Below are 26,370 nucleotides of genomic sequence, written 5' to 3'. Positions count from 1 at the left end.
AAAGCTTATAACAAATTACGGCCTTTTTGTGCTGCAATGCGTAAACGCAGTGCATTGAGCTTAATAAAGCCTTCGGCATCTTTTTGGTCATAAGCGCCCGCATCATCTTCAAAAGTAGCAATGCTTTCATCTACCAAAGTATCCGCTGATTCACGACCCACAGGAATCACGTTACCCTTGTAAAGCTTAACGCGTACTTTACCGTTCACAAATTCTTGTGATTGATCGATCATCGTCTGCAACATTTTACGCTCAGGACTCCACCAGTAGCCGTTGTAAATCAGCTCAGCATAACGTGGCATTAACTCATCTTTTAAGTGAGCAACTTCACGGTCTAAAGTGATGGATTCAATCGCACGGTGCGCTTTTAGCATAATCGTGCCGCCAGGGGTTTCGTAAGCACCGCGAGCTTTCATACCTACATAACGGTTTTCTACGATATCTAAACGACCAATACCGTTAGCACCACCGATTTTATTTAGCTTTTCTAAAATCTCATGAGCCTTCAAACGTTCACCGTCAATGGCTACGATATCGCCTTTTTCATAGGTTAGTTCTAGGTAAGTCGGTTCGTTAGGTGCAGCTTCTGGGCTAACACTCCAACGCCACATGGCTTCTTCAGGTTCTGCCCAAGGGTCTTCTAACAAGCCACCTTCGTAAGAAATGTGCAGCAGGTTAGCATCCATAGAATAGGGCGATTTAGTGCCTGCTTTAGCAAAATCAATCGGAATATTGTGCTCTTTAGCGTAAGCCATTAACTTTTCACGCGATAGCAAATCCCATTCACGCCAAGGTGCAATCACTTTTACACCTGGTTTCAAGGCATAGGCACCTAGCTCAAAACGTACTTGGTCATTACCTTTACCGGTTGCACCATGAGAAATGGCATCGGCATTGGTTTCATTGGCAATTTCAACTAAGCGCTTAGCAATTAAAGGACGCGCAATGGACGTACCTAATAGGTATTCGCCTTCATAGATAGCGTTGGCTCGAAACATTGGAAAAACATAATCACGAACAAACTCTTCACGCAAATCTTCGATGTAAATCTCTTTAACACCCATCGCTTCAGCTTTAGCACGGGCAGGTTCTAGTTCATCACTTTGACCTAAGTTAGCGGTAAAAGTAACGACCTCACAACCATAGGTATCTTCAAGCCATTTAAGAATAATGGAAGTATCTAGGCCGCCGGAATAAGCCAATACCACTTTATTGACATGAGGTTTTTTTGTATCAGACATGATTTCTCCTTAGACTACCTTAGCGTTAAGCCAGAAGTAGGAATAGTAAACTGTAAAAGGCTGCCTAAGCAGCCGAAAACTTATAAGAGGGATTATAGCGCAAGGAAAGTTAAGCGTCAGTGACTAGCGCTTATAAACTACTTAGAAAATAAAAAGGCACATTAGAAAATGGGTTTGATTTCTAATTCCCGCTCTAATTTAATGGTTACACGCCGATTTTTACTGCGACCATCGGTAGTACGATTACTAGCAATGGGGTAGCGCTGTCCGTGGTATTGGCTTTGAATAATTTCCTGCGGCATTCCACGCGCAACCAAATACTTAGTTACCGTATCAGCACGCTTACTAGAAAGCTCTCGGTTATCACGGCGCGTTCCAGACGAATCTGAGTGGGCATCAACCATCACCAAAATAACTTCAGGATCTGCGTAGGCATAACGCACCAACAAATCAAGTTGGTCACGGTCGCTCTGCGTTAGCTGTGCGCCACCTAAATTAAACGTAATTAAAATATCACGAATTTGGTCGTAATTAACCGGCAGCAACTTGGCTTGGCAAAGCTGAAAACGCGCAAAAGCTGGATGAAAATTAATCGGTGTTAAACTGGCACGACGGCGCTCAATGCGCGAATCAGCATCTTCTTGCACCATTGAAGGCATTAAACCTTGGCGCAGGCTTTCTAAAATCAGTTCAGTTTGTGGTGTAGCAATGCGAAGCGGTAAGTCCGTTTTTTGGAAGTTATACTTACCCAAAGCACGCGCATCCGCACCCGGCATCCATTGAGGTGCTAAAGCAACTAATTTAACTTCACCACCACGCAAGGCATTACGAAAAGGCTTAATTTCCATACGCACTGTTTCACCCGCACGATGAATAAAACGTGCTTCACCAAAATTAGGAATGTAATGCGAAAGTTCACAATTAAGCGGCGATGGATCGCTGGTTTGCCATAAAGCATTTTCATAACCGGCTTGCCAACTCGATGCATAAGCACTCGTACCGCCCATTAATAGACAAAGACACATAGGGACTAGTTGTTGTAAGCGCTTCATACATAAATCCTTATTAGCTAAGTTGTTAATAGTCGACCTAAGCTGGGTAAACTTTAGGTAAAAAAACGAAAAAGCCAATAGCTATGGTAAGCTAGAAGCCGCAACAACCCAAGTCTTTCATTTACACGCCGGTCAGGAGCATTGCGTGAACAGTCAGTCGAATGTCAAACATCCTATGTCTAGCCGCTTTCGGGGCTATTTACCCGTGGTTGTCGATGTTGAAACCGCCGGTTTTAACTCAGCCACCGATGCTCTTTTAGAAGTCTCTGCCACCACTCTAACGATGGATGAAAATGGCATTATTCTACCCGATCATAGCATTACTAAGCATTTAATCCCTTTTAAAGGGGCAAATATTGAACAAGCCGCATTAGACTTTACAAAAATAGACCTCGACAATTCTTTTCGACACAGTATTGCTGTCGCAGAAAATCAAGCATTAGATGACGTATTTAAAACCATTCGCAAAGCAGTTAAAGCACACAATTGTACCCGTGCCATTTTAGTCGGTCACAATGCCAGCTTTGATTTAGGCTTTATTAATGCGGCAGTGGAACGTTGCAATATTAAGCGTAACCCTTTTCATCCATTTTCTAGCTTTGATACAGCGACTTTAGGTGCTTTGGCTTTTGGTCAGACAGTATTATCGCGTGCCTGCCTTGCAGCAGGTATCCCTTTTGATAATCGTGAAGCGCATTCTGCTTGCTATGACACAGAAAAAACCGCCGAACTGTTTTGTGCTGTTATTAATACTTGGCATCAGCTCGGCGGTTGGGATCTGGCACTTAGAACCATGTCAGATTAAATACTTGTTTAAAATTAAAAAACTAGGCTTGTGCTTGAACAGCGGCTTCTACCATCGCTTGTAATTCACCTTGCTGCTGTAAATCAACGATGATGTCACAGCCACCAACTAACTCGCCATTTAACCAAAGTTGTGGAAAAGTTGGCCAGTTGGCATATTTAGGCAATTCAGCGCGAATATCTGAGTGCTCTAAGATATTAACAAAAGCAAATTTTTGACCACAAGCCATTAGCGCTTGTACAGTTTGAGCAGAGAAACCACACTGGGGTAGCTGCGGCGTACCTTTCATGTAAAGCAGTACAGCGTTACTAGCAATTTGTTCTTTAATCGTATCAAGTGTAGAAGACATTTGTTGCACCTTTTTTTGCAAATTAAAAGACTCAGGGCTTAAACCCGACTAAGTTAGTCAATTTTACCGTTCAAGCCAACTGATAAACAAGCACCATAAAAAATTAAGTGTATCTTGCCAGTAACAAGGCAAGTGCTTAGACTGATTGTTTTTCGGGCTCGCCCGCATTATTTAGGAGGAAATTTGCACCATGGCCAACTCCGCCCTGATGCACACTTATGGTCGCCTACCTGTTGCTTTTGTTGAAGGCAAAGGCGCTTGGCTGACTGATACTAATGGCAAAACTTACTTAGATGCCCTTGCTGGTATTGCAGTTTGTGGCCTTGGGCACGCACACCCAGCGGTTACTAAAGCGATAAGTGAGCAAGCAAGCCAACTAGTACACACCTCCAATCTTTATCAAATTCCAAATCAAGAAGCTGCTGCTGCTAAACTTAGCCAGCTTTCAGGTATGGACAGCATCTTTTTTTGTAACTCAGGTGCTGAAGCGAATGAAGGTGCCATTAAACTTGCACGCTTGTATGGTCATAAAAAAGGCATTGATGCACCTCACATATTAGTGATGGAAAATGCTTTTCATGGCCGTACTCTAGCCACACTAACCGCAACGGGTAATCGCAAAGTACAAGCAGGCTTTGAGCCCTTAGTCAGCGGCTTTATACGTAGTACTTATAATGACTTAGCTGCAGTAACTAACCTTCTTGAAAGACGTAACGATATAGCAGCAATTTTAGTTGAGCCCATTCAAGGCGAGGGCGGTTTAATGCCTGCCACCGACGAATTTATGAATGGCTTGCGTGAATTATGCGATAAGCACGACTTATTACTCATGCTTGACGAAGTACAAACCGGCAACGGTAGAACAGGTTATTTTTATGCTTACCAGCGCTATGACTGGAAGCCCGACGTATTAACCACGGCGAAAGGTTTAGGTAATGGCTTTCCTATTGGTGCTGTTATGGCGCATGGCAAAGCAGCTAATTTGTTCCAACCAGGCAATCACGGCTCAACCTACGGTGGTACACCACTGGGTTCAGCCGTTGTACTAGCCGTGCTAGAAACCTTAGAAAAAGAACAACTCGCCAAACGTGCTGGTGAGTTAGGCAAACACCTTGTCAAAGGTTTTGAAGCCGCGTTAGACGGTGTTAAAGGCGTTAAAGGCATTCGTGGCCGTGGCTTAATGCTAGGCATTGAGCTGGATCAATCTTGTGGCGAGCTGGTACAACTTGCTTTAGATGATGGTTTATTAATTAACGTAACCGCTGGGCAGGTAGTGCGCCTTCTACCCCCCCTTACTCTTACCGACGAAGAAGCTGAACAATTAATCAGCCAGTTAAGCCAATTAATTAAACATTGGCTAGCATCACGGAGCTAATACATGAGCGTCAGACATTTTTTAACCCTGACAGACCTTTCACCACAAGAGCTGGAGCGACTCATTCAGCGTGCCATTTTACTTAAACGTCGGCACAAAGAAGGCATTATTGACCAGACTTTAAAAAACCGTGTATTGGCGATGATTTTTGAAAAATCGTCGACCCGTACGCGGGTTTCTTTTGAAGCAGGCATGATTCAACTGGGCGGAGGAGCGATTTTTTTGTCACCCCGTGATACCCAACTAGGTCGTGGTGAACCTTTAGAAGACACGGCACGTGTACTTTCAGAAATGGTTGATGCCATCATGGTGCGTACTTATTCACACCAAGACATAGAAACCCTTGCACGGCATTCTAGTGTACCCGTCATTAATGCCTTAACCGATGGCTTTCACCCTTGCCAACTATTAGCCGATGTGCAAACTTTCGTGGAATGCCGTGGCAGTTTGCAAGGTAAAACAGTGACTTGGATAGGTGATGGCAACAATATGTGTAATTCTTACATGAAAGCTGCGCGTCAATTTGACTTTCAATTACGCATTTGTGGCCCTGAAGGCTATCAGCCAGACGCTCAATTATTAGAAGACCACGCTGACCGTGTTAGCCTAATCGCCGACCCTAAAGCAGCAGTGGAAGGCGTACAGCTAGTGACGACGGATGTATGGGCTTCGATGGGGCAAGAAGAAGAGCAAGCAAAACGTAAAAAAGACTTTGCACCTTATCAAGTATCGCCTTCACTGATGGATTATGCGGCCAAAGATGCTTTGTTTATGCACTGTTTACCGGCTCATCGTGGCGAAGAAATCAGTGTAGATATGCTGGATGATCCTCGTTCGGTAGTCTGGCAAGAAGCGGGGAACCGCCTCCATGCCCAAAAAGCGCTGCTGGAATTCCTTATTACAGGTTCTAACACACAAGCCCCAGCATAATCATGCTTAATCCATAAACAGTTCATTGGTTCTATAAAAAAGCCCTGCAATAGCAGGGCTTAAATAAAATAGCGTTAAGTAACTAAACCAGTTTTTCTACGTCATTGACACTAGGATCATTGCCACGCGTTGTCATTGTCGGGCGCTCTTCTACTTCGTTAACCTCTTTACGCTCAAGTGCTACCTGCTCATTAAGCTGATTATCTGTCGGTGTTTGGCGTACATCCTGAGCAACTTCAATTGCCGGACGAATAATACTACCCGCCGTAGGGCGATTAGCTTCATAAAGCGGTACTTGCTCAGTTGTTTCACCTAAACGCGTTACGATACCCGCAGGTTGGCTTGCAACAGCAGTAGTCGTTGAATCGGCGGCTTCAACACCACTTGAAGCCATAGGAATACTGGATGCTTGATCTGCTACGGTAGTTTTATTTGCTTCACGCTGACCTTGCACACTGCGTACATCTTGGCGCATCGCTGCAGCTGCTACATTACTAATGTTTGATTCGATCATAATTGTACCTCAGCTATTTAACCCACTTTTTAAAATTGGCTTCTTAAAATCCATCCTTTAAAGCATACCTATTAGATTAGACAATCGACATCAAGAGATCAAACTTTAACCAGCTACCTAACAAAAATATTAACTAATTTTTAACAAAAAAATGGCTGTAGCGATAAGGCTACAGCCATTTTCATTGAAGCAACTTTTGATTAAATAACTTTTTTAAGCCGCTATAAAAGTTAACTTTTAGTGATCTGCCATATCACCTTCGTGAGCATGACCGTGTTCAACTTCTTCTTCACGCGCATCACGAATGGATTCAATACTACCTTTAAAATTAAGCGCTACACCCGCTAGCGGATGGTTAGCATCAATCTTAACCGTCTCGTCTGTCACATCAACTACAGTGACGACCATCGTTCCACCAGGGCCATCAGTTTGAAATTGCATACCAACTTCAATATTATCGACACCTTGAAAAGCTTCCCGTGGAACTTGTTGCATTAATTCAGCATTACGTTCGCCATAACCTTCTGCCGGCTCAACAGCCACCTCAAAATCATCACCGACACTACAACCTTCCAATTCTTTTTCTAAACCTGGAATAATGTTGTTATGACCATGCAGATAAAAAAGTGGGTTGCCACCTGAAGAAGAATCCAAAACCTCACCTTCGCCATTCGTTAAAGTATAATGAATAGCGACGACTTTATTGGCTACAACTTGCATAGGTAAACCCTATAGTAAATGAATGAGCTTAGTATTCTAGCCATTTTTACCCCTAGGATACAAACCTAGAAGTAATTTTCTTTCTCATAGGGTTTTATTAGCCAGAGATGATGTTTAGACTAGCTGCCTATTATTACCTTTTAGGTGTTGGGTGTGCTAAAAAATCATGGACAAATAAGCTACGGCTGGCTAATCCTTCTGTGCCTTGCGCTACTACTTTTAGGCTGCAGTTCAAAAAGCCCGTTAGAAGACGGACCTAAACCATTAGTGTCTGCTGCACCTTCTTTACCCTTTTCACCACAGCCTTTTTACTACCCATCAGGCAAAGAAAGCTTTGCTAAAATTGCGGCCAAACACAAAATAAACGAAGGCGCATTAAGGCGTTTTAATCCACGCAGCCAACAAAATGTGCCGCCACACAATCAGCGGCTGCGAATCCCACAACGCAATCGAGACGCACCTAAAGTGGGGCCTTATTATTACACCATTCAGTCGGGTGATACATTTAGTAATCTAGCGCAACACTTTCACTTAGCCCTAATCAGCCTGTTGCAAGCCAATCCCAAAGTTAAACCAAAACAACTACGCATTGGGCAACGTGTCGTTATTCCAATGTCAAACCGCAACAAAAATCACTACCGCTGGCCCGTTGACCAACCTCAAATTAAAATAAATTTTTCGTGGCAACGCTGGGGATTGCATCAAGGGCTAGCTTTAGCCACTAAAAATCGCCAAGAGGTCTTTCCAATTGCAGCAGGGCAAGTTATTTTTGCAGGTGAAGTGCGAAGTTTTGGTAAGGTCGTAATTGTTAAGCATAACAATAAGCAGCAGTCAGTTTATGCCTATTGTCACGCACTATTTGTGGAGCAAGACAGCTACCTTTCGGGGCATCACCCCGTGTGTTCAGCAGGTAAACAGCGACAAATAGACAAGCATGGCATTTATTTTGAACTACGCGAAGCAGGTTTACCTGTACCGCCTGAGAACTACCTACCAGCCCTTCCTTGGCCAAAATAAAAAACCAACCTTTTTTTACAAATTTACAAGGGCATTATTCATTATATAAAGCAGGCACTGTAGCAGGACGGGTTTCAGCAAGCGAACGAAAGGTAACAGCAACCCTTTCTTCATCAACCCAAGTCGTAATTAAACGCGCAGGTACCAATTCAAAATAGATATTATGCATTTCAACATAAGGCAAAGCTTCTAGCTGAAGCTCTTCTAAGTCCGCTTCTTCTAATACGGCATCTTCTGGTAAAACCAAAGAATGCTTAAAGCCTTCTGCTAAAACCCAAAAAGGCACACCGGCATCTTTAGCCGCTAAAGCTAACAAACGACTGCCCGATTTAGAAATCAACGAGCCATCGCGCAACACCGTATCAGCACCAATCACAACTTTATCGGCTTGTACTACAAAGCTAGCCATTTGTGCCTCAGTAATAAATTGACAAGAAACACCGAGCTTATTTAAGTAACGTGCCAGCTTGCGCCCTTCCATACCCGGACGCGACTCTGTAATAATGGCTTCAACCTTTAAATCAGCTAAATGACAAGCACGAAACAACGCCATAACATTAGAGCTGCTGCTATGCGTCATAATAGTCATATTCGGTTTAATTTCTTCTAAACACTTAGCGACCGCTTGATTTTGAGATTTTTGCAACAGGTCAATGACTTCTTCGGCATGAGCACCTGCACGACCACGCGCACGCTCTAAGTCTTCAGGCAATACAGGCAAACTGTTTAGCCAATAACCTAATAAGTTACCCACCACCAAACGGCTAGGACGCGCGGCAATTAATTGCGTTGCCAAATCTTTTAATTCAGCGGTTAAACTGGCTGTTGTTTCAACCTGACAGCTATCCGCGTAATCAATGATGTCTTCTAGCGCTTTGCGTGCTAAAACAGCAGCGCTGCTGTTTAAATCTTGTTTAACAGCCCTTAAACGTCGCGCTTTAAACTCGCTATTCTCTTTATCTGAAATCAAATGGCCACCTCTTGGTATAAAGTCTGCTGACGTAGCGCTTTAGCATTTTCTAATGAGGCTTTAGCTAAGGTTTGAATGGCTGACCAATCTTGCTGCTGAATTAAAGCGTCAGGCAGCATCCAGCTACCACCCACAGCAACCAGCTGCGGTAAAGCAAACCATTGCGCCATTGTTTCTTGTGTCACGCCACCCGTTGCAACAAAAGTAACTTCGGGTAAAGGTGCAGCAATGGCCTGTAAATATGCCGAACCACCCAAAGCAGCAGCAGGAAATAGCTTGACTTGTTTATAACCCATTCTGCTGGCTTGCATGGCTTCACCTGGCGTACTAATACCGGGTAACAAATGAATGCCTGATTGCTCAGCAGCAGCAGCTAAAACAGGACACCAACCCGGTGATACAGCCCAACGCACGCCTAAAAGCTGCAAACGTGCGAGCTGATCGGGATGACGCACGCTGCCCGCCACCAAGGTTAAAGGTGAGTTTTGTAGGCATTGCAACACATCCCAGCTTTGTGTTTGCCTTAAAGTCACCTCTAGCACCTTATAGCCAGCTTCATACAAAGTTTCAGCAAGCTTAGGGGCTGCTGCAACATCAACGTTAGCCCAAACAGGCAACAACGGCTGCTCTGCCAATAGTGAAGACCAATCAAAGGGTAAAACCTGTGACAAAATACATTCCTCTACAACTTAGCTTAATAAAAATAGCTCACTAAACCGGCATTAAAAAATTCATCACTGCGGCTGCAAAAGCATCGGTTTGTTCGGCATGAAGCCAATGACCACCGTCTAAGTCCACCACTTCTATAGCTGGAAAAGTCTGTTTAAGCAAAGGTAAAGCGCTGTCAGGTACATAATCGGACTGGTTGCCACGAATGGCTAACGTAGCACCAGCAAACGTTTTACCGTCAACAACGGATTGGGGCGCATCGAGAATGGCTGCATAATCATTTGCAATTTCTTCAATACCAACTCGCAAACGCAAACCATCAGCCGTGCGACGCAAATTAGTCAACAAAAACAACCGCGTTTGTATCGCCTCTTCACCTAAAAACGTATTTAAAAGATTATCGGCTTGACGACGATCATGCCAAGGCTCTTTAGCTTTTAAATCAATTAAACTCGCAATAATCTCGTTATGGCTAGGTTCATACTTGATGGGAGCAATATCAACAATAATCAGCTTTTCAACACGGCTGGGGTAACGCAGCGCAAACTCCATAACCACCTTACCGCCCATCGAGTGCCCTAACAGGCAAACCTTGTCTAACCCGACGTTATCTAACCAGCACAATAAATCGTCAGCTTGCTGAGCATAACTCATACCTTGGCGATGAAAGCTACTGCCGTGGTTGCGTAAATCAACGCCCCAAATAGCGAAGTTTTTTTCCCACTTTAATGCCACATTACGCCAGTTACTGGCACTGCCAAACAAGCCATGTACTACCACCAGCGGCTTGCCTTGTCCATTACGCTGATGCGCCAAAACACTCATAGACAACTCCTTATTATTTTCTAAAAAAGATAAGCACTATTCTAAAGAAATAGACTTAATCCTAAAAAACTTGGGATTGATTATGCCAACAAGCACACGCCAAATGCCAATTAAACTTTAAGCTCACCTTAAACTTTAACTCAGCGGCGTAGAGTCAAGCTTTGTTTTCAATAAATGCTTTTGTAAGCTGCCTAAAATTAAACCATAGATCGGTAGAAAAAATAAAAAACTAACACTGACTTTAAAACTGTAATCCATCATGGCAATTTCTAACCAGTGTTCGGCCATATAAACATCGCTACTGGCATAAAAAGCAATCGCAAAAAATATTAGCGTATCTAAAGCATTGCCTATTAAAGTTGAAGCCGCCGGCGCAACCCACCAAGCTTTCACCTGACGCAATTTATCAAAAACACCAATATCTAATAGCTGACCCAAGGCATAGGCCGTAAAACTCGCCAAAGCAATCCTTGCAACAAAAATATTCACAGCTAACAAACCTGATACACCGGCAAACTGCCCATCAGCAAAAATAATCGACACCAAGTAAGACACGATTAAGGCCGGAAACATCACCACAAAAATAATGCGCCGTGCTAATTGTTTGCCAAAAATCCTTACCGTTAAATCGGTGGCTAAGAAAATAAATGGGAAGGTAAATGCCCCCCAAGTGTTATGTAAACCGAACACTTCAAAAGGAAATTGCACCAGATAATTACTAGCAGCGATAATAATGATATGCGCCAAAGCAAGCCAAAATAAAGCACGACGAAATTGCACAGTAGAAAGAGACAACATATAAGTACCTTTTTTTAGCAGGGGGCGAGGGAACCCTGAATGAGTTAAACCGTTTTTTTAAAACCAATTTTTAAAACAAAATAAAGCAAGACACCGTTGGCTAGTTCAACCTAACCCAACAAATGCCTTGCTTATTATACAGACTAAATTAACGTAATTAAGAAACGATTAATCGCGTTTTAATGGCTTCTTCAACTTCGGTAATGCTTGCTAAATCATCAATGGTTGAAGGCACAACATAATCTTTACCATCAGCAATATTACGCAACACATTACGCAATATTTTACCTGAACGGGTTTTTGGTAAACGGTCAACAATCAATGTTTGGCGGTAGCAAGCTATAGCACCAATTTCTTTACGCACCATAGCAACCAAATCAGCCTGAAGCTTTTCAGCATCACCATCCCAGCCATCTTTGGTAATAACTAAACCAACTGGCAGCTGACCACGCAACTCATCGGCAACACCAATCACCGCACATTCAGCAACCGCAGGATGGTTAGCAACAATTTCTTCCATCTCACCCGTAGACAAACGGTGCCCAGCAACGTTAATGACATCATCGGTACGACCCATAATAAATAAGTAGCCGTCTTTATCAATTTTACCACCGTCACCAGTTAAATAATAACCTGGATAAGCGTTCATGTAAGAAGAATTATAACGACTATGATCGCCCCAAATGGTCGTTAAACAACCCGGTGGTAAAGGTAATTTAACAACCACACTGCCTTCTTCATCAGCAGCGGCTTGATTACCTTTAAAATCAAGAATCTGTACGTTATAGCCAGGTGTTGGGTAGGTTGCCGATCCAGCTTTAGGCGCGGCAGGCTCTAAGCCCATCATATTACCTGCAATCGCCCAACCGCTTTCTGTTTGCCACCAGTGGTCAACAACAGGCACAGGCAACAATTCATTAAGCCAGTGATAGGTTGGTGGATCTAAACGCTCACCTGCTAAGAACATAATTTTTAGACTAGAAATGTCGTATTTAGCTAACAGCTTACCTTCTGGGTCTTCTTTTTTAACTGCACGAAAAGCCGTAGGTGCAGTAAAGAAAGATTTAATTTTGTATTCTTCAATTAAACGCCAGAAAGCACCCGCATCAGGAGTTTTAACTGGCTTACCTTCGTAAACAATGGTTGTACAACCGGCTAGCAACGGCGCATAAACAATGTAAGAGTGACCAACAACCCAGCCCACATCAGAGGCCGCCATAAAGACCTCACCAGGATTCATGTCATACACAGTTTTCATACTGTAATACAAAGCAACGGCATAACCACCCGCATCACGAACAACACCTTTAGGTTTACCTGTCGTACCTGAAGTGTACAAAATGTACAACGGATCCGTTGCCTTGATATTAACAGGATCAGCAGGTTCGGCTGACGCAACTAGCTCATTCCAATCAACATCTCGGCTATTATTTAACTCGCAAGGGTGCTGTGGGCGCTGTAAAACCACACAATGGTCTGGCTTATGGGTTGCCTGATGCATTGCATCGTCTAGCAAGCCTTTATAAGGAATAATTTTTTCTACTTCGATACCGCAAGAAGTCGACACAATCACCTTAGGTTTAGCATCGTCAATACGCACCGCTAACTCACTGGGCGCAAAACCGCCAAATACGACCGAATGAATCGCACCTAAACGCGCACAAGCGTACATAGCAACCAAAGCTTCGGGCACCATTGGCATATAAATAACCACACGGTCGCCTTTTTCTACACCCAGCTTGCGTAAACCACCCGCAAACAAAGCAACCTTGTCACGCATCTCACGGTAGGTAAACTGAGATTTAGTATTGGTAACGGGTGAATCAAAAATGACCGCAGTTTGGTCAGCACGGCCATTTTCAACGTGGTAATCCAAAGCGCAATAACTAATGTTTAGTTCGCCATCTAAAAACCAGCGGTAGGCATCTTGCTCATCCTTACCTAAAATTTGGGTTGGTTTTTTATGCCAAGGTAGTTTATCAGCCTGTTCACGCCAAAATGCTTCTGGCTGATTAATGGAACGCTCAAATTCTGCTTTATAGCTCATCAACAACGCCTCTGTGAGTATTATTATTTGTCAACACTTACTTTCTTTTTATCCAGAAGACCTGCAAGTTAACGCCTGAAATCTGCGTTATTTTATGGATAAGTGTCAACACTTCACCAAAATCTCTTGCTACTCTAATGCAAGATCAACATTTTGCAACTACTACAAAAGGCGCAAACATTAGCAATAGCCTTTAAATTTTCATCAATGGATATCAACAAATGATTAAAAAAAAGGTAACATAAAGAAAAACTGATTAAGTTAAGTAAAACTTGAGTAAAAAACTATGGTTACTGCAGCAAATCCAGCAACACCCCAAAATGCATTGATTGAAGATTTACGCAACAATGCCAAACAGGCAACTAACCTATTAAAAGCACTGGCAAATGAAAATCGTCTGCTAATTTTATGCTATTTAGATGATCGTGAACTCTCAGTCAGCGAACTAAATGCCTGCTTAGATCTTAGCCAATCAGCACTATCGCAGCACCTAGCAGTGCTGCGACGTGACCATTTGGTTAAAACACGGCGCGAATCTCAGACCATTTATTATTCACTGAATGGTGAAGAAGCCAAGCAGATTATTCGCACGCTACACAAGATGTATTGCAACATTTAATTTGCTTTTAAAAATTAACGATGCAAAAAAGTCGCTTGCAACTTGGGCAACCAACTTAACAAGCGGCTTTCAAAAACACCAATGGTTTGACCTGCTATTTTCTCTGTCAAGTTTAAAGGCCTCTTTAACTTTACGTTGAATACTCGCGCGGTTTCTTGACGCTCTAACAAATAAGCTTCACTGGTTTGTAAAGCGTCGACCAACAACAACGCTAATGCCTGTTCACCATACCAAACTTCACCCTTAGTTACTTTTTCTATATCTAACTGTGGGCGACAGCGCTGTACAAAAGACTTAAACAACGCATGGGTTTTCTCTAAATCATCAATAAACTTTTGTTTACCCTCTGGCGTATTTTCGCCAAATACCGTTAAAGTGCGCTTATAATCGCCAGCAGTTAACACTTCATAATCCACATCATGCTTTTTTAAAAGCCGATTCACATTCGGTACTTCTGCAACGACACCAATCGAACCTAATACGGCAAAAGGTGCGACCAATAGCTTACTTGCAGTACAAGCCATCATATAACCACCCGAAGCAGCGACTCGGTCAACACACACAGTTAAGCTAACGTTTCTATCCCTTAATCGCTGTAACTGCGCCGTAGCATGGCCATAACTGTGTACATAACCACCGGCACTTTCTAAACGCACCACCACCTCATCTTCAGCACGTAACACACCCAGCAGTAAACTGATTTCACGACCCAAAACAGCGGCTTGGCTAGCATTTAAATCACCTTTAAAGTCAAGTACAAAAACGCGTGGTTTAGCAGCATGGCTTGCTGTTTGTACTTTGGCTTTTTTATCCCTTTCTTTATGTAGCTGCTTAACTGATTTATCTTCTAACCACGCTTCTTGCAAAGCATCTTGTAATGCCTGTTGCCGCGCATTTAACTCGACAACCTGCAACTGCTCCTCGCCTTCACGCTCACGCTTTAATGAAACGACCAACACAACTAAAACGATAGCTGCGACTAAAAAGGTTGCGATCTTTAATAAAAAAACTGCGTATTCAGAAAAAATTTCCCACACTGAGCATTTCTCCATTTTAAAGCTTGAATTAAACGTACGTTTGAAATAAGCTGAACAGACTAACCAGCTTACAAAGAGGACAACACCATGGCTGATATTAACGCAATTATTGAAGGACTGAAGGACAAATTTAACGCCACTGCTGCTGCCGGCATGGATGACGTGTTCCAGTTTAACGTTGAAGATGGCACTAATTACTACGTTGTTATTAAAAATAACCAGTGTGAAATTGCCGAAGGCGACCACGACGACCCTTCAGTTACTCTAATTATGAACAAGGCAACATTGAAAGATGTGCTAACCGGCGAAGAAGATGGTATGCAAGCCTTTATGGCAGGCAAACTTCGTGCTGAAGGTGACATGATGCTAGCCACCAAGCTTAGTACTTTATTTCCAGTTTAAATTTTTAAATGATTTCACAGTGTTATTTTAGGCAGCCCAATAAGGCTGCCATTTTTGTTGCGACTAATTGACTCAGCAAACACAAGATTAGATTATTGGACAAGTCAGCTCCAGCGACGGATAATGCACGCTTTATTTTAATAGCTTGCCAAATCGGAGCTTAGGTTGATTAAATTTTTTTTTAAAAAAATTCGTACTTTACGTTGGTTTATCTTTTTAGCTGTATTTTTTAGTACTTCAATTGTTTTTATTGGTGTTTCAGGTATTTCTTCGTTTCTTTATGAAAACCTAATGGCCGAGCAAGCTAATGATATTTTAAAACAGCTTAAAGCTTTACCGATAGAAAGCCGCCCAAAAATTCAAATTCCTAATATCACCAACGAAGTTCGTTTAACTTACCTTGGTGCTTTTTTTCTGTATTCCTTTATTTTTCTTACTATCGCTTTTATTTTTTCTCATTTTGCAATACGCCGAATTAATCAATCCATCGAAGATTTTAGCCAGCAAATCAATCAAATTCAAACGGGGAGTGATTTAAAAAACTTTAACCCTAATAATTTGGACTTTGTTTTTAATGAACTAAATCAATCTTTTAACAATATTAGCACCTTAGCTCGCTACTTAGGTGAAGTTCTCAATGACAAACATCATTTAGAAATTGAAGCCAGCCTACTTAGCAACTTAGTTATTAAGAATACACGATTGGACAACTGGGATGAATACATAAAAGCTATTTTTATTGACATCAATAAAACACTTCCTTTTGATTTTATCAGTGTTTATTTAACAGAAAATAAGCAAAAGAAATTAAAAATATACTGGTTTGGCAAAATAAACCAAGCAACAAAAACTGAAGCAGAAAACCTATTTAAAAATGAATTCAATAAAAACGAAAATAAAAACAGATCCATAAAAAAATCAGATATTTCTCATCAATACTTAACTGATCAACTTGTTAAAGACCATAAAATCCAATCAAATTTTTTAGTTAAATACCTAGAAAAAGAACCTCAAATTGGTTGTATTCAAGGGGTATTTATTCACTCAATGGCCATGAATGATCTTAGTTTACGTCTAAGAATCAATAGTCTTTTAGTATTATTACTTAACCTACTAGGATCATCAAGAGCAATCAGTGGCTATACTCAGCAATTAGAAAAATCCATCCACCTTTCTGAACAAGAAAATGCAATGGCAGCTGAAGTACTTTATGGTCACTTATTAGTTAAAAATACTGATGATCTTACCGGAATAAACTATAAAATATGTTCATCTAGTCGCTTCAGTGGTGATATTATTCAAATTAAACGCTCGCCTTCAGGTAGTACTTTTATACTGGTTGCTGATGCAACAGGGCATGGACTTAGCGCAACCATTACTATTATGCCGGTTATTTCTGTTTTTAATGCGATGGTACAAAAAGGTTACCAGCTACCTTTTATTTTAAATGAAATGAATAAACACCTTGTAAAAGACTTACCCGATGACCGTTTTGTAGCGGCTGTTTTAGTAGAAATAGATCCAATATATAATGAAGTTAGTATTTGGAATGGTGCTATGCCACCTGTACTTCAATTAAACTCACAAGGGGAAGTCATTGCTTCTTTCAAATCTAAGCATATGGCGTTAGGTATTTTAGATGAAGCCATGTTTGACAGTAATCCGCAATATATAAAACTTCCTGATGATGGGCATTTAATAGTTTATAGCGATGGTTTAACAGAACAAGAAAGTCTCAATAATCAAGCATTTGGTCATGAACAACTTATAAGTAACTTACAAGAAAAAATAAATAACGATCCAGTTAATACTATTATTCAAACAGTGCTTGACTATGCACAGCTAGAGCAGCCAGATGATGATATTTCACTGTGCCAAATTGAGTTTTCTAATATAGAAATTGAAAAGAAAGCAACTAACATAACGCTTCTTTTTGATAACTTTAACGCACCTTTTGAATGGCAAATAAAGATTTATGGGCAGCAAATAGCACAACAATCATTATCCGCTCTTTGCAATGAATTTATGCAAACACAAGGGTTAAGTATGCCAATAAAACGTTGGGCATTTAGTGTTATCCATGAGTTAGTACAAATAATTATAGATACCAACTTACTAAAAATTAACTCTATAGCTACTGATTGGGATTACAATCATAAAAAAAGTCTAGCACTCAAAAATCTAAGCAATGACCACTATTTAAAAATTAGCGTTCAAGGTAATTTAAAAGATACCTGCAAGCTTTCTACAAGCGTAGAAAAACCTTGTTTAATTATTGAAGTAAGTGATAATTCTGAAGATGATAGCTGCTTAATGCAAAAAAACTGCTTGAAAAATATTCAGACCCTTGCTGATAAAATGGTTATTTCTCAGCAAGGGCATCATATTAAAGTAAGTATAGGTTAAAATAAATCAATTGCACCAGAAATGGGTTTACGTTCAATTTGACGTAGATAACCTTTCTCTCTCTCGATTAAAGTCGCATTATGTAGGCTATGAATTTTCTTGAGCATTACCCGACCGGTTTGTGGAAAAAAGTGTACTTTGCGTGGATAAATATTAAGTAAATCGCGTGCTACAATAGGAATACCTTCATTTTTTAAATGTGCTAATACAAACTCAACATTACGCTCGCCAACATTCGCAAACGTAAAATCTTTAATAACTTTACCACCACCAAATACTTTAGCTTCAAACCTATGCCGCATTGCACCTAACTTTAACAAGTGGTTAATCAATAACTCCATCGCATAAACACCATAACGTGCTGACTCAGCTAAAGGTGTATCTCTACTAGAACGATCATGTGGTAATAAAAAATGATTTAAACCACCAATACCTGAATAGCTATCTCGTAAACAAACAGATACACAAGAGCCAAGTACAGTGACAATCATTTCCTCACTATCAGTCGCATAGTATTCACCCGGCAACACCTTAACGGCTTGCGTTTCAAACTTAGGATCATAATAATACGACGTTGAAAAATGCGGATCTATTTCAAAGTTATTCATCAAACTACTCAAGAGTCACTTGTACTAAACGACCATAATCACTAAAAACTAAGCTAGATGCTAAACGCTTTACTAATAATAAACCTCTCCCAGACAAATCTTCGGGCGATTTAGCAAGCACTTTATCAGCATCAAACCCTTTACCCGTTTGCTGAATTTCAATGAGTAAACTGGGTTTGTTATTTTCGTGATTCCAATCCAATGTAACGCGCAATGCATTTTCATTAGATAAGTTTAAAATTAATTTATCACGCTGCGTATAATATTCAGCAAAGCCATCATTAAAATTTTTAAGATTAGAAGACAAACCTAAAATACCATGATCGATTGCATTGGTACTTAGCTCACTAATAACGGTAAACACTCTTTGACAAAATGGCTGCGACATACCCATTTGCTGCAATAAGTTATTACATTGACTAGCCACTTCTTGTTCCGCTATTTGCTGCCCTTTTAAAGTTAACTCCCAACGAAAAGGATGAATATCTTGTAAACCACGCAAGGATTTAGCCGATAACTGCTGTTGATCTAAAAAGAAGGTCAGCTCTTTAAAATGCAAGAAATACATAGAAACATCATCATCAAAACCAGGTAAACCAGCAAAATCTTTTAAAGATGCGACTATGTGACTGGTCATAAAAGACTGTGAACCAATTGCTAAATCTGATAATAAGCGCTGATTACCATAAGATTCACCTTGCAAATTAATCTGTTCTATTAAACCGTCACTGCAAGCAAAAATACCACCTTCTTTCGGTAAAGCAATACGCTCAACACTGGCATCAAAACGCTTATCTTCTAAAATACCTAAAGCCATATGGCTAGAATGAAAACTATTAACCATCTCACCTTCAGCACTTAACAAATAGATAGGTGGCATACCGCCATTCCAAATGCTAATTTGCTCATGTAATAAATCAACTTCAACCAATGAGGCAGCTACAAAACGGTCTGCTGGCAACTTATAGTTTAGTTTACGGTTCATTTCTCGGACAATCATTGGTAAAGCATAACCTTTATCAACCATGCCATGAAACACATCAACAACCGGCAATAAAGTTACTGTAGCCGACAAACCAAACCCCATTGCATCAACGTGCAATACAAATATACTGCCAGAAGGTGAGTAGCGGGCTAAGGTTAAATCACCACAAAAGTCAGATTTTGAAAGTAAATAACGATCAAAACCGCGCAAATCTTCAGACGATTTATCAAGTAGATTATTATAAAAAATGTGTGAAGCCATTTCTGCTTCAGCACGATTAGCATGTAAGTAACTTTGTAAAGTTGCATTAATTTTTTGTAGTTGCTTTTTTAGTAAACTACGTTTTAATAGCGTTCTTACTTTTAAAGATAGCGAAAAAAAATCTAGGGGTTTAGCAATATAATCATCTGCATCCAATTCAAATAACTGCTGCTGCTGTTCAGTAGAAACATGGCTACCCAACAAAATAATGGGTGCTGACCAAACTAAAAAACTAACATCTGAGATTAAATCAAGGTCAATAATAATTAAATCATACGGTGGATACTTAACTAGCTGTTTCTTTATTTCATCAAGTGTCGACACTAAAGTAATGTCTAGCTTTCGATAACCAAACATATCAGGAAAAGAGCTAACATTAGGGTCATTTGTTATTAACAAAACCCTAAATAAATTATTTAACCTATCCCATTTAATCATTTAACTTCAATCAACTTATTTATATTAGCAACACCCAATATCTCAGCAGCAGTGCCACCAGCACTGACTATATTAATCATTTTACCTGCTGATACCGATTTCTTATGTAGATAAACAATCATACCTAAAGCAGCGCTGTCTAAATAGCTAACCCTTGAGAAATCTAAGCTAATTAAACTAACATCATCATCTTTTAGCGCAATCTCTGTAGTTTCAGTAAATTTTCGATGAAAAGAAAAATCAAAACGCTCAGGAATGCGAATGGTGGAAATATTAGCCATATAAAACTCCTTACAACTCGATCAAATACAATTAAATTAAAAAAGATCAATATCACCACTAGACATTGAATTACTTGAAACTGGATTAGATTTGCGTTGCATACGTGCTGTGCGAAACTCTTCCATTTGAGAATGTAAAGCTTGATGAAAATCTCTTGGGTCATCAGCACCTGTTTTTAATGCTTCAACCAATAACAAAAGGTGGCTTTGTTCAGATGCAGTATGCTGAATGGTTTGACTACTCATATCTTCAAACTGCATAGAGCGCATTGCATCATTTAAAGCCATACCTAAATCAGTTGATAAAACTTCTAACTGCTGCGTTACTGATTTATCACTGTCGGATTTATCCATCAATAACTTAATCGCTGTTTCGACTTCTTTTTTAGCGGTTAAAATAAAGCTCATGTCTTGTGAAGCAATTTTACTAACATCATAAACTAGCTTTTCAATACGCTTATTCATGGTATTTAGGTTAATTTGAATAGTACGACTAAACTCAGCTGAACGCGAAGACAATGCCCTAACTTCATCAGCAACAACGGCAAAACCACGACCATGCTCACCGGCACGCGCTGCTTCTATTGCCGCATTCAATGCCAATAAGTTTGTTTGTTCAGCAATGCTGTCAATATCAGCCAAAACCCGCATTAATTCAGGCATTCCTTCAGAAAGCTCAGAAACCCTTTCTAGCATTTCCATTAAATCAGCACTGGTTTGTACAGAAGTGCTAACAAAACTATTTAGAGTTTTTAAGGTTTCTTCAGCAAAATTACTCATCCCTTGATATGTGTCTGAATTAGTATTTTTTTCGCCACCATAAAGAAGCTCTGAAACCAAGCTTTGCTGCTCATCTAAAGAATACTTAAACCGTGAGAAAGCATCACCCAAAGTAGCTAAAGCATCACGCTGCATACTACTAAGTGAGTCTAAATCACTCATTGATTCACTAACTACCTCAGCAATACTTTCACCCACTTGGCGATAATCACGCTGCAAGTTAAGCAATGAAATGCCTTCATCACAACCACGATTAGAAGATTTCTCCATTAGTTTGACGGTATTTACAGCTTGATTTTTAGCCACAATAAAACCCAAACTAAAACCCACCAAACCTAACAACAAACCGGTTAACCAAGCGGGAATAAAATAACTAATGCCTACGCCAACTAGCAAAACTAGTAGTAGTGCAATCCATACAAAATAGCGTTTCATCAACTTTCAATATCCTTACACACGGTTAGTTCTTTGTCCTAAACGCTCAATAACCCTAGCTGGTAGCTGCATCAAAGGTAAAACCTCATTCACACCACCTAAGGCAATCGCCTCTTTAGGCATTCCAAAAATGACACAACTGGCTTCATTTTGTGCAAAAGTATAAGCACCTGCACGCTGCATTTCTAACATTCCCAAAGCACCATCTTTACCCATACCTGTTAAAATAATACCCACGGCATTACTACCAACCAATTGCGCTGCTGAATTAAATAGCACATCAACCGAAGGTCGATGGCGATTAATTGGCGGACCAGAATGCAAGCGTGTCATATAATTAGCACCACTGCGTTTAACTTCTAAGTGTTGACTGCCTGGCGCAATATAAACATAACCTGGCAACACTCGTTCATTATCGACGGCTTCTTTTACGCGTAAGGCACACAATTTGTCTAATCGCTCAGCAAAAGTACGGGTAAAGTTTTCTGGCATATGCTGCGTAATCATAATGGCGGGCATATCAGCAGGTAGATCGATTAAAAAATCTTTAATGGCTTCTGTTCCACCCGTTGACGCACCCACAAAAATAATCTTTTCTGTGGAGCTGTAGCCCACTCTTTTACGTGTTGCAGCAACTGACTTAGCACGCAAACCTGCTGCACTTACATCTTGCTGCCGCCCACGAGAATGCACTTTAGCTTGAGCACAAGCCCTAATTTTTTCAGCAATTAATTCAGCATAACTTTGTAAACCAGTGGCAATATCCACTTTAGGCTTAGCAATGTAATCAACCGCACCCAACTCTAAAGCACGCAAAGTAACTTCAGAGCCTTTTTCAGTTAGTGAAGACACCATTAACACCGGCATAGGTCTTAGGCGCATTAAACGCTCTAAAAAATCTAAACCATCCATACGTGGCATTTCTACATCCAACGTTAACACATCGGGGTTGTGTTGCTTAATCAGCTCTCTTGCCACCAAAGGATCAGGCGCAACAGCAACCACCTGCATATCATTTTGACTGTTAATGATTTCAGTTAACAACTTACGAATAAGCGCTGAATCATCAACTACTAATACCGAAATTTTTTTAGTCATAAATTAACCAAATAACTCTATGTTGCCAGCCACCTGAACATCTAAAAGCTTTTCAAAATACAAGGCTTCACGGTCGAATATCGTATTATTATTCAGTCTTTTAAGCTTTTTTACCAGTACACGACCTGAAGAAGGAAAAAAATACACTTTTTGAGGATACGACCCTAACAAACTTTGGCTGACAAGCGTTATATTCTCTGCTTCAAGGTAATTTAATAAAAACGCCGCATTACGCTCACCAATAATATGACTGCCTTCAGCAGACAACACATCACCACCACCAAACACCTTAGCTTCTAAATTTTCACGACTAGCACCCAATTTAAGCAACTCGTTAATCAGCACTTCTAAAGCATGGCTGCCGTAACGAATGGAGCTGTCAATTAACTCAATATTATTTTGCTCAAATGGCAGCATAAAATGAGTAATCCCACCTAAGCCTAGCGATTTATCACGAATACAAGCAGCAACACAGCTACCTAAGACTGTAACCAATAACAAATTTTGCTGGGTAACATAAAACTCACCTGGCAAAATTTTCACGGCTTCCATTTCAAAATAAGGATCAAAATAAACTTTAGAAAGCGGTCCGTCGGTTTGCACAAATTAAACCTTATCAGTGGATTTTTTACTCACTGGAGCAAACACTGTTTTACCTTTTAATCGAAATAAATCAGCAGCGTGCTGAAAGCTTTCTGAATGCCCTGCATATAACAATCCGTCGTCTAGCAACATAGGATTAAAGCGTGATAACACTTTGTATTGTGTGGGCTTATCAAAATAGATCATGACATTACGGCAGAAAATCGCATCAAAAGGCCCTTTAACAGGCCAACTGGGGGCTAAAAGATTCAATGAATTAAAATGAATTAAGTCTTTTAGCTGAGAACGAACTTTCACCATACCGACATGGCTACCTTTACCTTTAACAAAAAAGTTTTTCACACGCTCTTCATCTAACTTACTTACTCGCTCAGATGCATAAACACCACGCTTTGCCTGACTTAATACATTAGTATCAACATCCGTTGCCAAAATCCGGACTGGTGGTGTCCAGGTACCAAACGTTTCGATCGCGGTAATCGCCAAAGAATACGCTTCTTCACCCGTAGAGCAGGCGCTCGACCAAATTTTAATCGGCCCTCGGCGACTATCCGCCAACCGCAACATTTGCTCTGATAATAAATCAAAGTGATGCGCTTCACGAAAGAATGACGTCAGATTGGTTGTTAGCGCATTAATAAAATCTTGAGCTTCATCTTCGTGCTCTTCTAAATGCTCTAAATACTGCTCAAAAGTTGACAACCCTAACGTACGCAAACGCCGCGCAATGCGGCTATAAACCATATCTCGCTTTTTTGGACTTAAAAAGATTCCTGCACGGGCATGCGCCAGATTACGAATCTTCTGAAAATCTTTATCCATAAATTCAAATTCGCGCGCTTTGTCGCTCACAGATTAAAACTCCTCCCACTCATCATTATTCGACTGTTTAGCCTTAGACAAAGGCTTAGCCGTTAACTTTTTAGTAGGTTTAATTAAAGGCTTGGTAGCACGCTTGGCAATAGGTTTAACTAGCGCCTTAGCTGCAGCTCTTACTTGAGCCGGTTTTTTATTTCCAGTATCAACCTGAAAAATAGCGACTGAACTACTTAAAGACTGTGCTTGTTCTTGCAAAGACTCAGCGGCAGCCGCAGCTTCTTCAACCAAAGCCGCATTTTGCTGAGTAACATCATCCATTTGAGTAACAGCTTGATTAACTTGCTCAATGCCTTGACTTTGTTCATCTGAAGCGGCTGATATTTCACCAATAATATCGGTTACTTTTTGTACTGAATCAACAATGGCTTCAATAGTAAGGCCTGTTTCTTTTACTAGCTCAGCGCCTTTACTAACAGTAACTGCAGAACTGGTAATTAAGCCGCTAATTTCTTTAGCCGCAGCAGCTGAACGCTGTGCCAAAGAGCGCACTTCTTCAGCAACTACAGCAAAACCTCGACCTTGGTCACCGGCTCTAGCTGCTTCTACAGCTGCATTCAAAGCTAAAATATTGGTTTGAAAAGCTATGTCATCAATCAGCTTAATAATATTAGCAATCTTATTAGAACTGTCACTAATGGCTTCCATAGTCTCAACCACTTGGCGTGATTTTTCACCACCTTCAACGGCTGTGCTGCTAGCATTTTGTGCCAACTGATTAGCTTGACGTGCATTATCAGCATTTTGCTTAACCGTTGACGTTAATTCTTCTAGGCTAGCTGCTGTTTCTTCTAGGCTAGAGGCTTGTTCTTCTGTACGCTGTGATAAGTCAATATTACCCGAAGCTATTTCTTGCGAAGCGGTATTAATGGAATCAACCGAAGCTTTAATATCGGTCACTAAACCACGCAGATGGTCTTGCATTGCCTGTAAAGCCGTTAGCACTTCACCAATTTCATCTTGGTGCTCAATAACAATGGTGTTATTTAAATTCCCTTTAGAAATTTCATTAAAGTAGCCCACTGCTCTATTTAAGGGGTTAACAATAACGCTAATCAGCAACCAGCCTGAAAAAGCGGCAATTATAATACCAGCCACTATCATAATGACTGCTAGCAAACGTGTAGATGCATAAGATTCTTGCTGGCTTTCAAAAAGATCGGAAGAAATCTGCCTTTGTAATTCCAGAAGTTGTTCTGCAACCGCTACACTGCTAAGAAACAGTGGGTTGGTTTTTTCAATCATGTGCACATTGGCTAGCTCAAAATAACCCGACTCAAGCAATTTTATTGTTGCCAGCAAGCCTTGTTGTACAAAATCTGTCCTTAATTTTGTATAGTCAGCTGCTAGTAATGCTTCTCTATCAGTTAAGCTGCTAGCCATAAACTCAGCCCATAGCTGGGTGATTTGTTTAATATTCTCTCTAATAATGTCGGTATGCATTTTTATTGGATGATCATGTAAAATATGTTCATCTAAACGAGTGTCGTGCATTGTGGCTAGGTTTAGCTGAATAATATTTTGTTGCATCAAATATTGAATTTTGGCTAGCTGTAAAGTTGGTCTTAAACGGTCGTGGTAAACATCACCTAAAGCAGTGTTGGAGTCTTTCATGCCACCCAAACCCATCATACCGATGATGAGCAACAGTAGAGCCATAAAGCTAATAACTATAAAAAGTTTAGATTTAACTTTTAAGCGTTTTAGCATAGTTGCAACCTCTTATTAAAGTGCTTCAGCAACACTATCCATCAGCCCCATTTCACTACTCGACATCAGTTTTTCAATATCAACAACAATTGCCATACGCTTTTCAATGCTCACCAATCCCTGAATATATTGGGTATCCATAGCCGCACCAAACTCAGGTGCTGGACGTATCTGTTCTTCATTTAAAGCAACAACATCAGAAACACCATCAACCACCATACCCACAACACGCTCACCTAAATTTAAGATAATCATAACCGTAAACTGATCGTAAACGGCTTCACCCACATGAAGCTTTAAGCGCATATCAACCACTGGCACAATCACACCGCGCATATTAATAACCCCTTTAATGTAATCAGGAGTATTAGCAATACGCGTTACACCATCATAACCACGAATTTCTTGTACTTTTAAAATATCAATGGCGTATTCTTCATCACCCAAAGTAAAAGTCAAAAATTCTTGATTACCACTTAGAACTTGAGCATTCTCTGCCACTAACTCACTCATAATTTT

General features: G+C 40.5%; 27 protein-coding genes. 7 read left to right on the top strand and 20 right to left on the bottom strand.

What is annotated here, in order from left to right:
* Positions 1-5: 5 nt before the first annotated feature.
* Together VJY63_RS00835 and VJY63_RS00830 are read right to left on the bottom strand one after the other, a co-directional pair.
* On the bottom strand, positions 6-1,241 hold the full coding sequence (locus VJY63_RS00835) for an argininosuccinate synthase (RefSeq protein WP_324047694.1): 1,236 nt from the start codon (positions 1,239-1,241) through the stop codon (positions 6-8).
* A gap of 161 nt (positions 1,242-1,402) precedes the next feature.
* Complete coding sequence (locus VJY63_RS00830) at positions 1,403-2,293, bottom strand: OmpA family protein (RefSeq protein WP_324047692.1); 891 nt, start codon at positions 2,291-2,293, stop codon at positions 1,403-1,405.
* A gap of 175 nt (positions 2,294-2,468) precedes the next feature.
* On the opposite strand from VJY63_RS00830, the gene rnt reads away from it, so the two are divergent.
* The gene (gene rnt / locus VJY63_RS00825) at positions 2,469-3,098 is read left to right on the top strand and encodes a ribonuclease T (RefSeq protein ID WP_324047726.1); all 630 of its coding nucleotides are present in this window, start codon (positions 2,469-2,471) and stop codon (positions 3,096-3,098) included.
* A 22-nt stretch (positions 3,099-3,120) separates the two neighbouring features.
* On the opposite strand, the gene grxD is transcribed toward rnt, so the two are convergent.
* Positions 3,121-3,447, bottom strand: coding sequence for a Grx4 family monothiol glutaredoxin (grxD, locus tag VJY63_RS00820; RefSeq protein WP_324047690.1), 327 nt, complete (start codon positions 3,445-3,447; stop codon positions 3,121-3,123).
* Between the two features lie 190 nt (positions 3,448-3,637).
* Between grxD and VJY63_RS00815 the strand changes: the two genes are divergently transcribed.
* On the top strand, positions 3,638-4,822 hold the full coding sequence (locus tag VJY63_RS00815; RefSeq protein ID WP_324047688.1) for an aspartate aminotransferase family protein: 1,185 nt from the start codon (positions 3,638-3,640) through the stop codon (positions 4,820-4,822).
* A gap of 3 nt (positions 4,823-4,825) precedes the next feature.
* Positions 4,826-5,752 carry an ornithine carbamoyltransferase gene (gene argF / locus VJY63_RS00810; protein ID WP_324047687.1) on the top strand — a complete coding sequence of 309 codons (927 nt, stop codon included), beginning with the start codon at positions 4,826-4,828 and terminating at the stop codon, positions 5,750-5,752.
* Between the two features lie 82 nt (positions 5,753-5,834).
* Here the strand turns inward: argF and VJY63_RS00805 are convergent, their stop codons facing one another.
* Both VJY63_RS00805 and VJY63_RS00800 read right to left on the bottom strand, forming a co-directional pair.
* Positions 5,835-6,266 carry a hypothetical protein gene (locus VJY63_RS00805; protein ID WP_324047686.1) on the bottom strand — a complete coding sequence of 144 codons (432 nt, stop codon included), beginning with the start codon at positions 6,264-6,266 and terminating at the stop codon, positions 5,835-5,837.
* Positions 6,267-6,503: 237 nt separating this feature from the next.
* Positions 6,504-6,986, bottom strand: coding sequence for a peptidylprolyl isomerase (locus VJY63_RS00800; RefSeq protein ID WP_324047684.1), 483 nt, complete (start codon positions 6,984-6,986; stop codon positions 6,504-6,506).
* Between the two features lie 153 nt (positions 6,987-7,139).
* On the opposite strand from VJY63_RS00800, the gene VJY63_RS00795 reads away from it, so the two are divergent.
* On the top strand, positions 7,140-8,003 hold the full coding sequence (locus VJY63_RS00795) for a peptidoglycan DD-metalloendopeptidase family protein (protein ID WP_324047683.1): 864 nt from the start codon (positions 7,140-7,142) through the stop codon (positions 8,001-8,003).
* A gap of 34 nt (positions 8,004-8,037) precedes the next feature.
* Here the strand turns inward: VJY63_RS00795 and VJY63_RS00790 are convergent, their stop codons facing one another.
* The 5 genes from VJY63_RS00790 to VJY63_RS00770 all read right to left on the bottom strand — a co-directional run bounded on the left by VJY63_RS00790 (position 8,038) and on the right by VJY63_RS00770 (position 13,312).
* Positions 8,038-8,973, bottom strand: a complete 936-nt coding sequence (locus VJY63_RS00790) for a hypothetical protein (protein ID WP_324047681.1) — start codon at positions 8,971-8,973, stop codon at positions 8,038-8,040.
* Positions 8,970-9,644, bottom strand: coding sequence for a bifunctional 4-hydroxy-2-oxoglutarate aldolase/2-dehydro-3-deoxy-phosphogluconate aldolase (locus VJY63_RS00785; RefSeq protein ID WP_324047679.1), 675 nt, complete (start codon positions 9,642-9,644; stop codon positions 8,970-8,972). Before VJY63_RS00785 ends, VJY63_RS00790 begins: the two co-directional genes overlap by 4 nt.
* A 40-nt stretch (positions 9,645-9,684) precedes the next feature.
* Positions 9,685-10,467, bottom strand: a complete 783-nt coding sequence (locus VJY63_RS00780; protein ID WP_324047678.1) for an alpha/beta fold hydrolase — start codon at positions 10,465-10,467, stop codon at positions 9,685-9,687.
* A 135-nt stretch (positions 10,468-10,602) separates the two neighbouring features.
* Positions 10,603-11,265, bottom strand: coding sequence for a 7-cyano-7-deazaguanine/7-aminomethyl-7-deazaguanine transporter (locus VJY63_RS00775; protein ID WP_324047676.1), 663 nt, complete (start codon positions 11,263-11,265; stop codon positions 10,603-10,605).
* Between the two features lie 157 nt (positions 11,266-11,422).
* Positions 11,423-13,312, bottom strand: coding sequence for a propionyl-CoA synthetase (locus VJY63_RS00770; RefSeq protein WP_324047674.1), 1,890 nt, complete (start codon positions 13,310-13,312; stop codon positions 11,423-11,425).
* A gap of 286 nt (positions 13,313-13,598) precedes the next feature.
* On the opposite strand from VJY63_RS00770, the gene VJY63_RS00765 reads away from it, so the two are divergent.
* The gene (locus VJY63_RS00765) at positions 13,599-13,931 is read left to right on the top strand and encodes a metalloregulator ArsR/SmtB family transcription factor (RefSeq protein ID WP_324047672.1); all 333 of its coding nucleotides are present in this window, start codon (positions 13,599-13,601) and stop codon (positions 13,929-13,931) included.
* A 14-nt stretch (positions 13,932-13,945) separates the two neighbouring features.
* Here VJY63_RS00765 and sohB read toward each other — a convergent pair whose 3' ends face one another.
* Positions 13,946-14,968 carry a protease SohB gene (gene sohB / locus VJY63_RS00760; RefSeq protein ID WP_324047670.1) on the bottom strand — a complete coding sequence of 341 codons (1,023 nt, stop codon included), beginning with the start codon at positions 14,966-14,968 and terminating at the stop codon, positions 13,946-13,948.
* Positions 14,969-15,055: 87 nt separating this feature from the next.
* Here sohB and VJY63_RS00755 point away from each other — a divergent pair, with 87 nt between their 5' ends.
* Both VJY63_RS00755 and VJY63_RS00750 read left to right on the top strand, forming a co-directional pair.
* Positions 15,056-15,370, top strand: coding sequence for an SCP2 sterol-binding domain-containing protein (locus VJY63_RS00755; protein ID WP_324047668.1), 315 nt, complete (start codon positions 15,056-15,058; stop codon positions 15,368-15,370).
* A gap of 165 nt (positions 15,371-15,535) precedes the next feature.
* The gene (locus tag VJY63_RS00750) at positions 15,536-17,776 is read left to right on the top strand and encodes a PP2C family protein-serine/threonine phosphatase (RefSeq protein ID WP_324047666.1); all 2,241 of its coding nucleotides are present in this window, start codon (positions 15,536-15,538) and stop codon (positions 17,774-17,776) included.
* Here the strand turns inward: VJY63_RS00750 and cheD (VJY63_RS00745) are convergent.
* The 9 genes from cheD (VJY63_RS00745) to VJY63_RS00705 all read right to left on the bottom strand — a co-directional run bounded on the left by cheD (VJY63_RS00745) (position 17,773) and on the right by VJY63_RS00705 (position 26,364).
* Positions 17,773-18,384, bottom strand: a complete 612-nt coding sequence (gene cheD, locus VJY63_RS00745) for a chemoreceptor glutamine deamidase CheD (protein WP_324047664.1) — start codon at positions 18,382-18,384, stop codon at positions 17,773-17,775. The two genes, VJY63_RS00750 and cheD (VJY63_RS00745), sit on opposite strands and share 4 nt — an antisense overlap.
* 4 nt (positions 18,385-18,388) lie before the next feature.
* The gene (locus tag VJY63_RS00740; protein WP_324047662.1) at positions 18,389-20,068 is read right to left on the bottom strand and encodes a SpoIIE family protein phosphatase; all 1,680 of its coding nucleotides are present in this window, start codon (positions 20,066-20,068) and stop codon (positions 18,389-18,391) included.
* Positions 20,065-20,349: an STAS domain-containing protein gene (locus VJY63_RS00735; RefSeq protein WP_324047661.1), complete on the bottom strand. Its 285-nt coding sequence runs from the start codon at positions 20,347-20,349 to the stop codon at positions 20,065-20,067. Before VJY63_RS00735 ends, VJY63_RS00740 begins: the two co-directional genes overlap by 4 nt.
* A 36-nt stretch (positions 20,350-20,385) precedes the next feature.
* Positions 20,386-21,045: a methyl-accepting chemotaxis protein gene (locus VJY63_RS11830; RefSeq protein ID WP_414674795.1), complete on the bottom strand. Its 660-nt coding sequence runs from the start codon at positions 21,043-21,045 to the stop codon at positions 20,386-20,388.
* Positions 21,046-21,579: 534 nt separating this feature from the next.
* Positions 21,580-22,662: a chemotaxis response regulator protein-glutamate methylesterase gene (locus VJY63_RS00725; RefSeq protein ID WP_324047657.1), complete on the bottom strand. Its 1,083-nt coding sequence runs from the start codon at positions 22,660-22,662 to the stop codon at positions 21,580-21,582.
* Positions 22,663-22,665: 3 nt separating this feature from the next.
* Positions 22,666-23,265 (bottom strand): chemoreceptor glutamine deamidase CheD, encoded by a 600-nt coding sequence (gene cheD, locus VJY63_RS00720; protein WP_324047655.1) that lies wholly within the window; start codon positions 23,263-23,265, stop codon positions 22,666-22,668.
* A 3-nt stretch (positions 23,266-23,268) separates the two neighbouring features.
* Positions 23,269-24,117: a CheR family methyltransferase gene (locus tag VJY63_RS00715; protein WP_324047653.1), complete on the bottom strand. Its 849-nt coding sequence runs from the start codon at positions 24,115-24,117 to the stop codon at positions 23,269-23,271.
* Between the two features lie 3 nt (positions 24,118-24,120).
* Entirely contained in the window at positions 24,121-25,851 is a 1,731-nt protein-coding gene (locus VJY63_RS00710; protein ID WP_324047651.1) for a methyl-accepting chemotaxis protein, read from the bottom strand.
* A gap of 15 nt (positions 25,852-25,866) precedes the next feature.
* Entirely contained in the window at positions 25,867-26,364 is a 498-nt protein-coding gene (locus tag VJY63_RS00705; protein ID WP_324047649.1) for a chemotaxis protein CheW, read from the bottom strand.
* Positions 26,365-26,370 lie beyond the last annotated feature (6 nt).

Source organism: Marinospirillum sp. (assembly GCF_035271045.1).
GTDB lineage: Bacteria > Pseudomonadota > Gammaproteobacteria > Pseudomonadales > Halomonadaceae > Marinospirillum.
The sequence above is the reverse complement of the archived record's forward strand: the minus strand, read 5'-3'. Positions and strand labels throughout refer to the sequence as shown.

What these genes read in the sequence shown, in the direction of transcription:
- VJY63_RS00835 (WP_324047694.1), bottom strand. Translation starts at nt 1,241, where the DNA reads ATGTCTGATACAAAAAAACCTCATGTCAATAAAGTGGTATTGGCTTAT.
- VJY63_RS00830 (WP_324047692.1), bottom strand. Translation starts at nt 2,293, where the DNA reads ATGAAGCGCTTACAACAACTAGTCCCTATGTGTCTTTGTCTATTAATG.
- rnt (WP_324047726.1), top strand. Translation starts at nt 2,469, where the DNA reads ATGTCTAGCCGCTTTCGGGGCTATTTACCCGTGGTTGTCGATGTTGAA.
- grxD (WP_324047690.1), bottom strand. Translation starts at nt 3,447, where the DNA reads ATGTCTTCTACACTTGATACGATTAAAGAACAAATTGCTAGTAACGCT.
- VJY63_RS00815 (WP_324047688.1), top strand. Translation starts at nt 3,638, where the DNA reads ATGGCCAACTCCGCCCTGATGCACACTTATGGTCGCCTACCTGTTGCT.
- argF (WP_324047687.1), top strand. Translation starts at nt 4,826, where the DNA reads ATGAGCGTCAGACATTTTTTAACCCTGACAGACCTTTCACCACAAGAG.
- VJY63_RS00805 (WP_324047686.1), bottom strand. Translation starts at nt 6,266, where the DNA reads ATGATCGAATCAAACATTAGTAATGTAGCAGCTGCAGCGATGCGCCAA.
- VJY63_RS00800 (WP_324047684.1), bottom strand. Translation starts at nt 6,986, where the DNA reads ATGCAAGTTGTAGCCAATAAAGTCGTCGCTATTCATTATACTTTAACG.
- VJY63_RS00780 (WP_324047678.1), bottom strand. Translation starts at nt 10,467, where the DNA reads ATGAGTGTTTTGGCGCATCAGCGTAATGGACAAGGCAAGCCGCTGGTG.
- VJY63_RS00775 (WP_324047676.1), bottom strand. Translation starts at nt 11,265, where the DNA reads ATGTTGTCTCTTTCTACTGTGCAATTTCGTCGTGCTTTATTTTGGCTT.
- VJY63_RS00770 (WP_324047674.1), bottom strand. Translation starts at nt 13,312, where the DNA reads ATGAGCTATAAAGCAGAATTTGAGCGTTCCATTAATCAGCCAGAAGCA.
- VJY63_RS00765 (WP_324047672.1), top strand. Translation starts at nt 13,599, where the DNA reads ATGGTTACTGCAGCAAATCCAGCAACACCCCAAAATGCATTGATTGAA.
- VJY63_RS00755 (WP_324047668.1), top strand. Translation starts at nt 15,056, where the DNA reads ATGGCTGATATTAACGCAATTATTGAAGGACTGAAGGACAAATTTAAC.
- cheD (WP_324047664.1), bottom strand. Translation starts at nt 18,384, where the DNA reads ATGAATAACTTTGAAATAGATCCGCATTTTTCAACGTCGTATTATTAT.
- VJY63_RS00740 (WP_324047662.1), bottom strand. Translation starts at nt 20,068, where the DNA reads ATGATTAAATGGGATAGGTTAAATAATTTATTTAGGGTTTTGTTAATA.
- VJY63_RS00735 (WP_324047661.1), bottom strand. Translation starts at nt 20,349, where the DNA reads ATGGCTAATATTTCCACCATTCGCATTCCTGAGCGTTTTGATTTTTCT.
- VJY63_RS11830 (WP_414674795.1), bottom strand. Translation starts at nt 21,045, where the DNA reads ATGCTAGAAAGGGTTTCTGAGCTTTCTGAAGGAATGCCTGAATTAATG.
- VJY63_RS00725 (WP_324047657.1), bottom strand. Translation starts at nt 22,662, where the DNA reads ATGACTAAAAAAATTTCGGTATTAGTAGTTGATGATTCAGCGCTTATT.
- VJY63_RS00710 (WP_324047651.1), bottom strand. Translation starts at nt 25,851, where the DNA reads ATGCTAAAACGCTTAAAAGTTAAATCTAAACTTTTTATAGTTATTAGC.
- VJY63_RS00705 (WP_324047649.1), bottom strand. Translation starts at nt 26,364, where the DNA reads ATGAGTGAGTTAGTGGCAGAGAATGCTCAAGTTCTAAGTGGTAATCAA.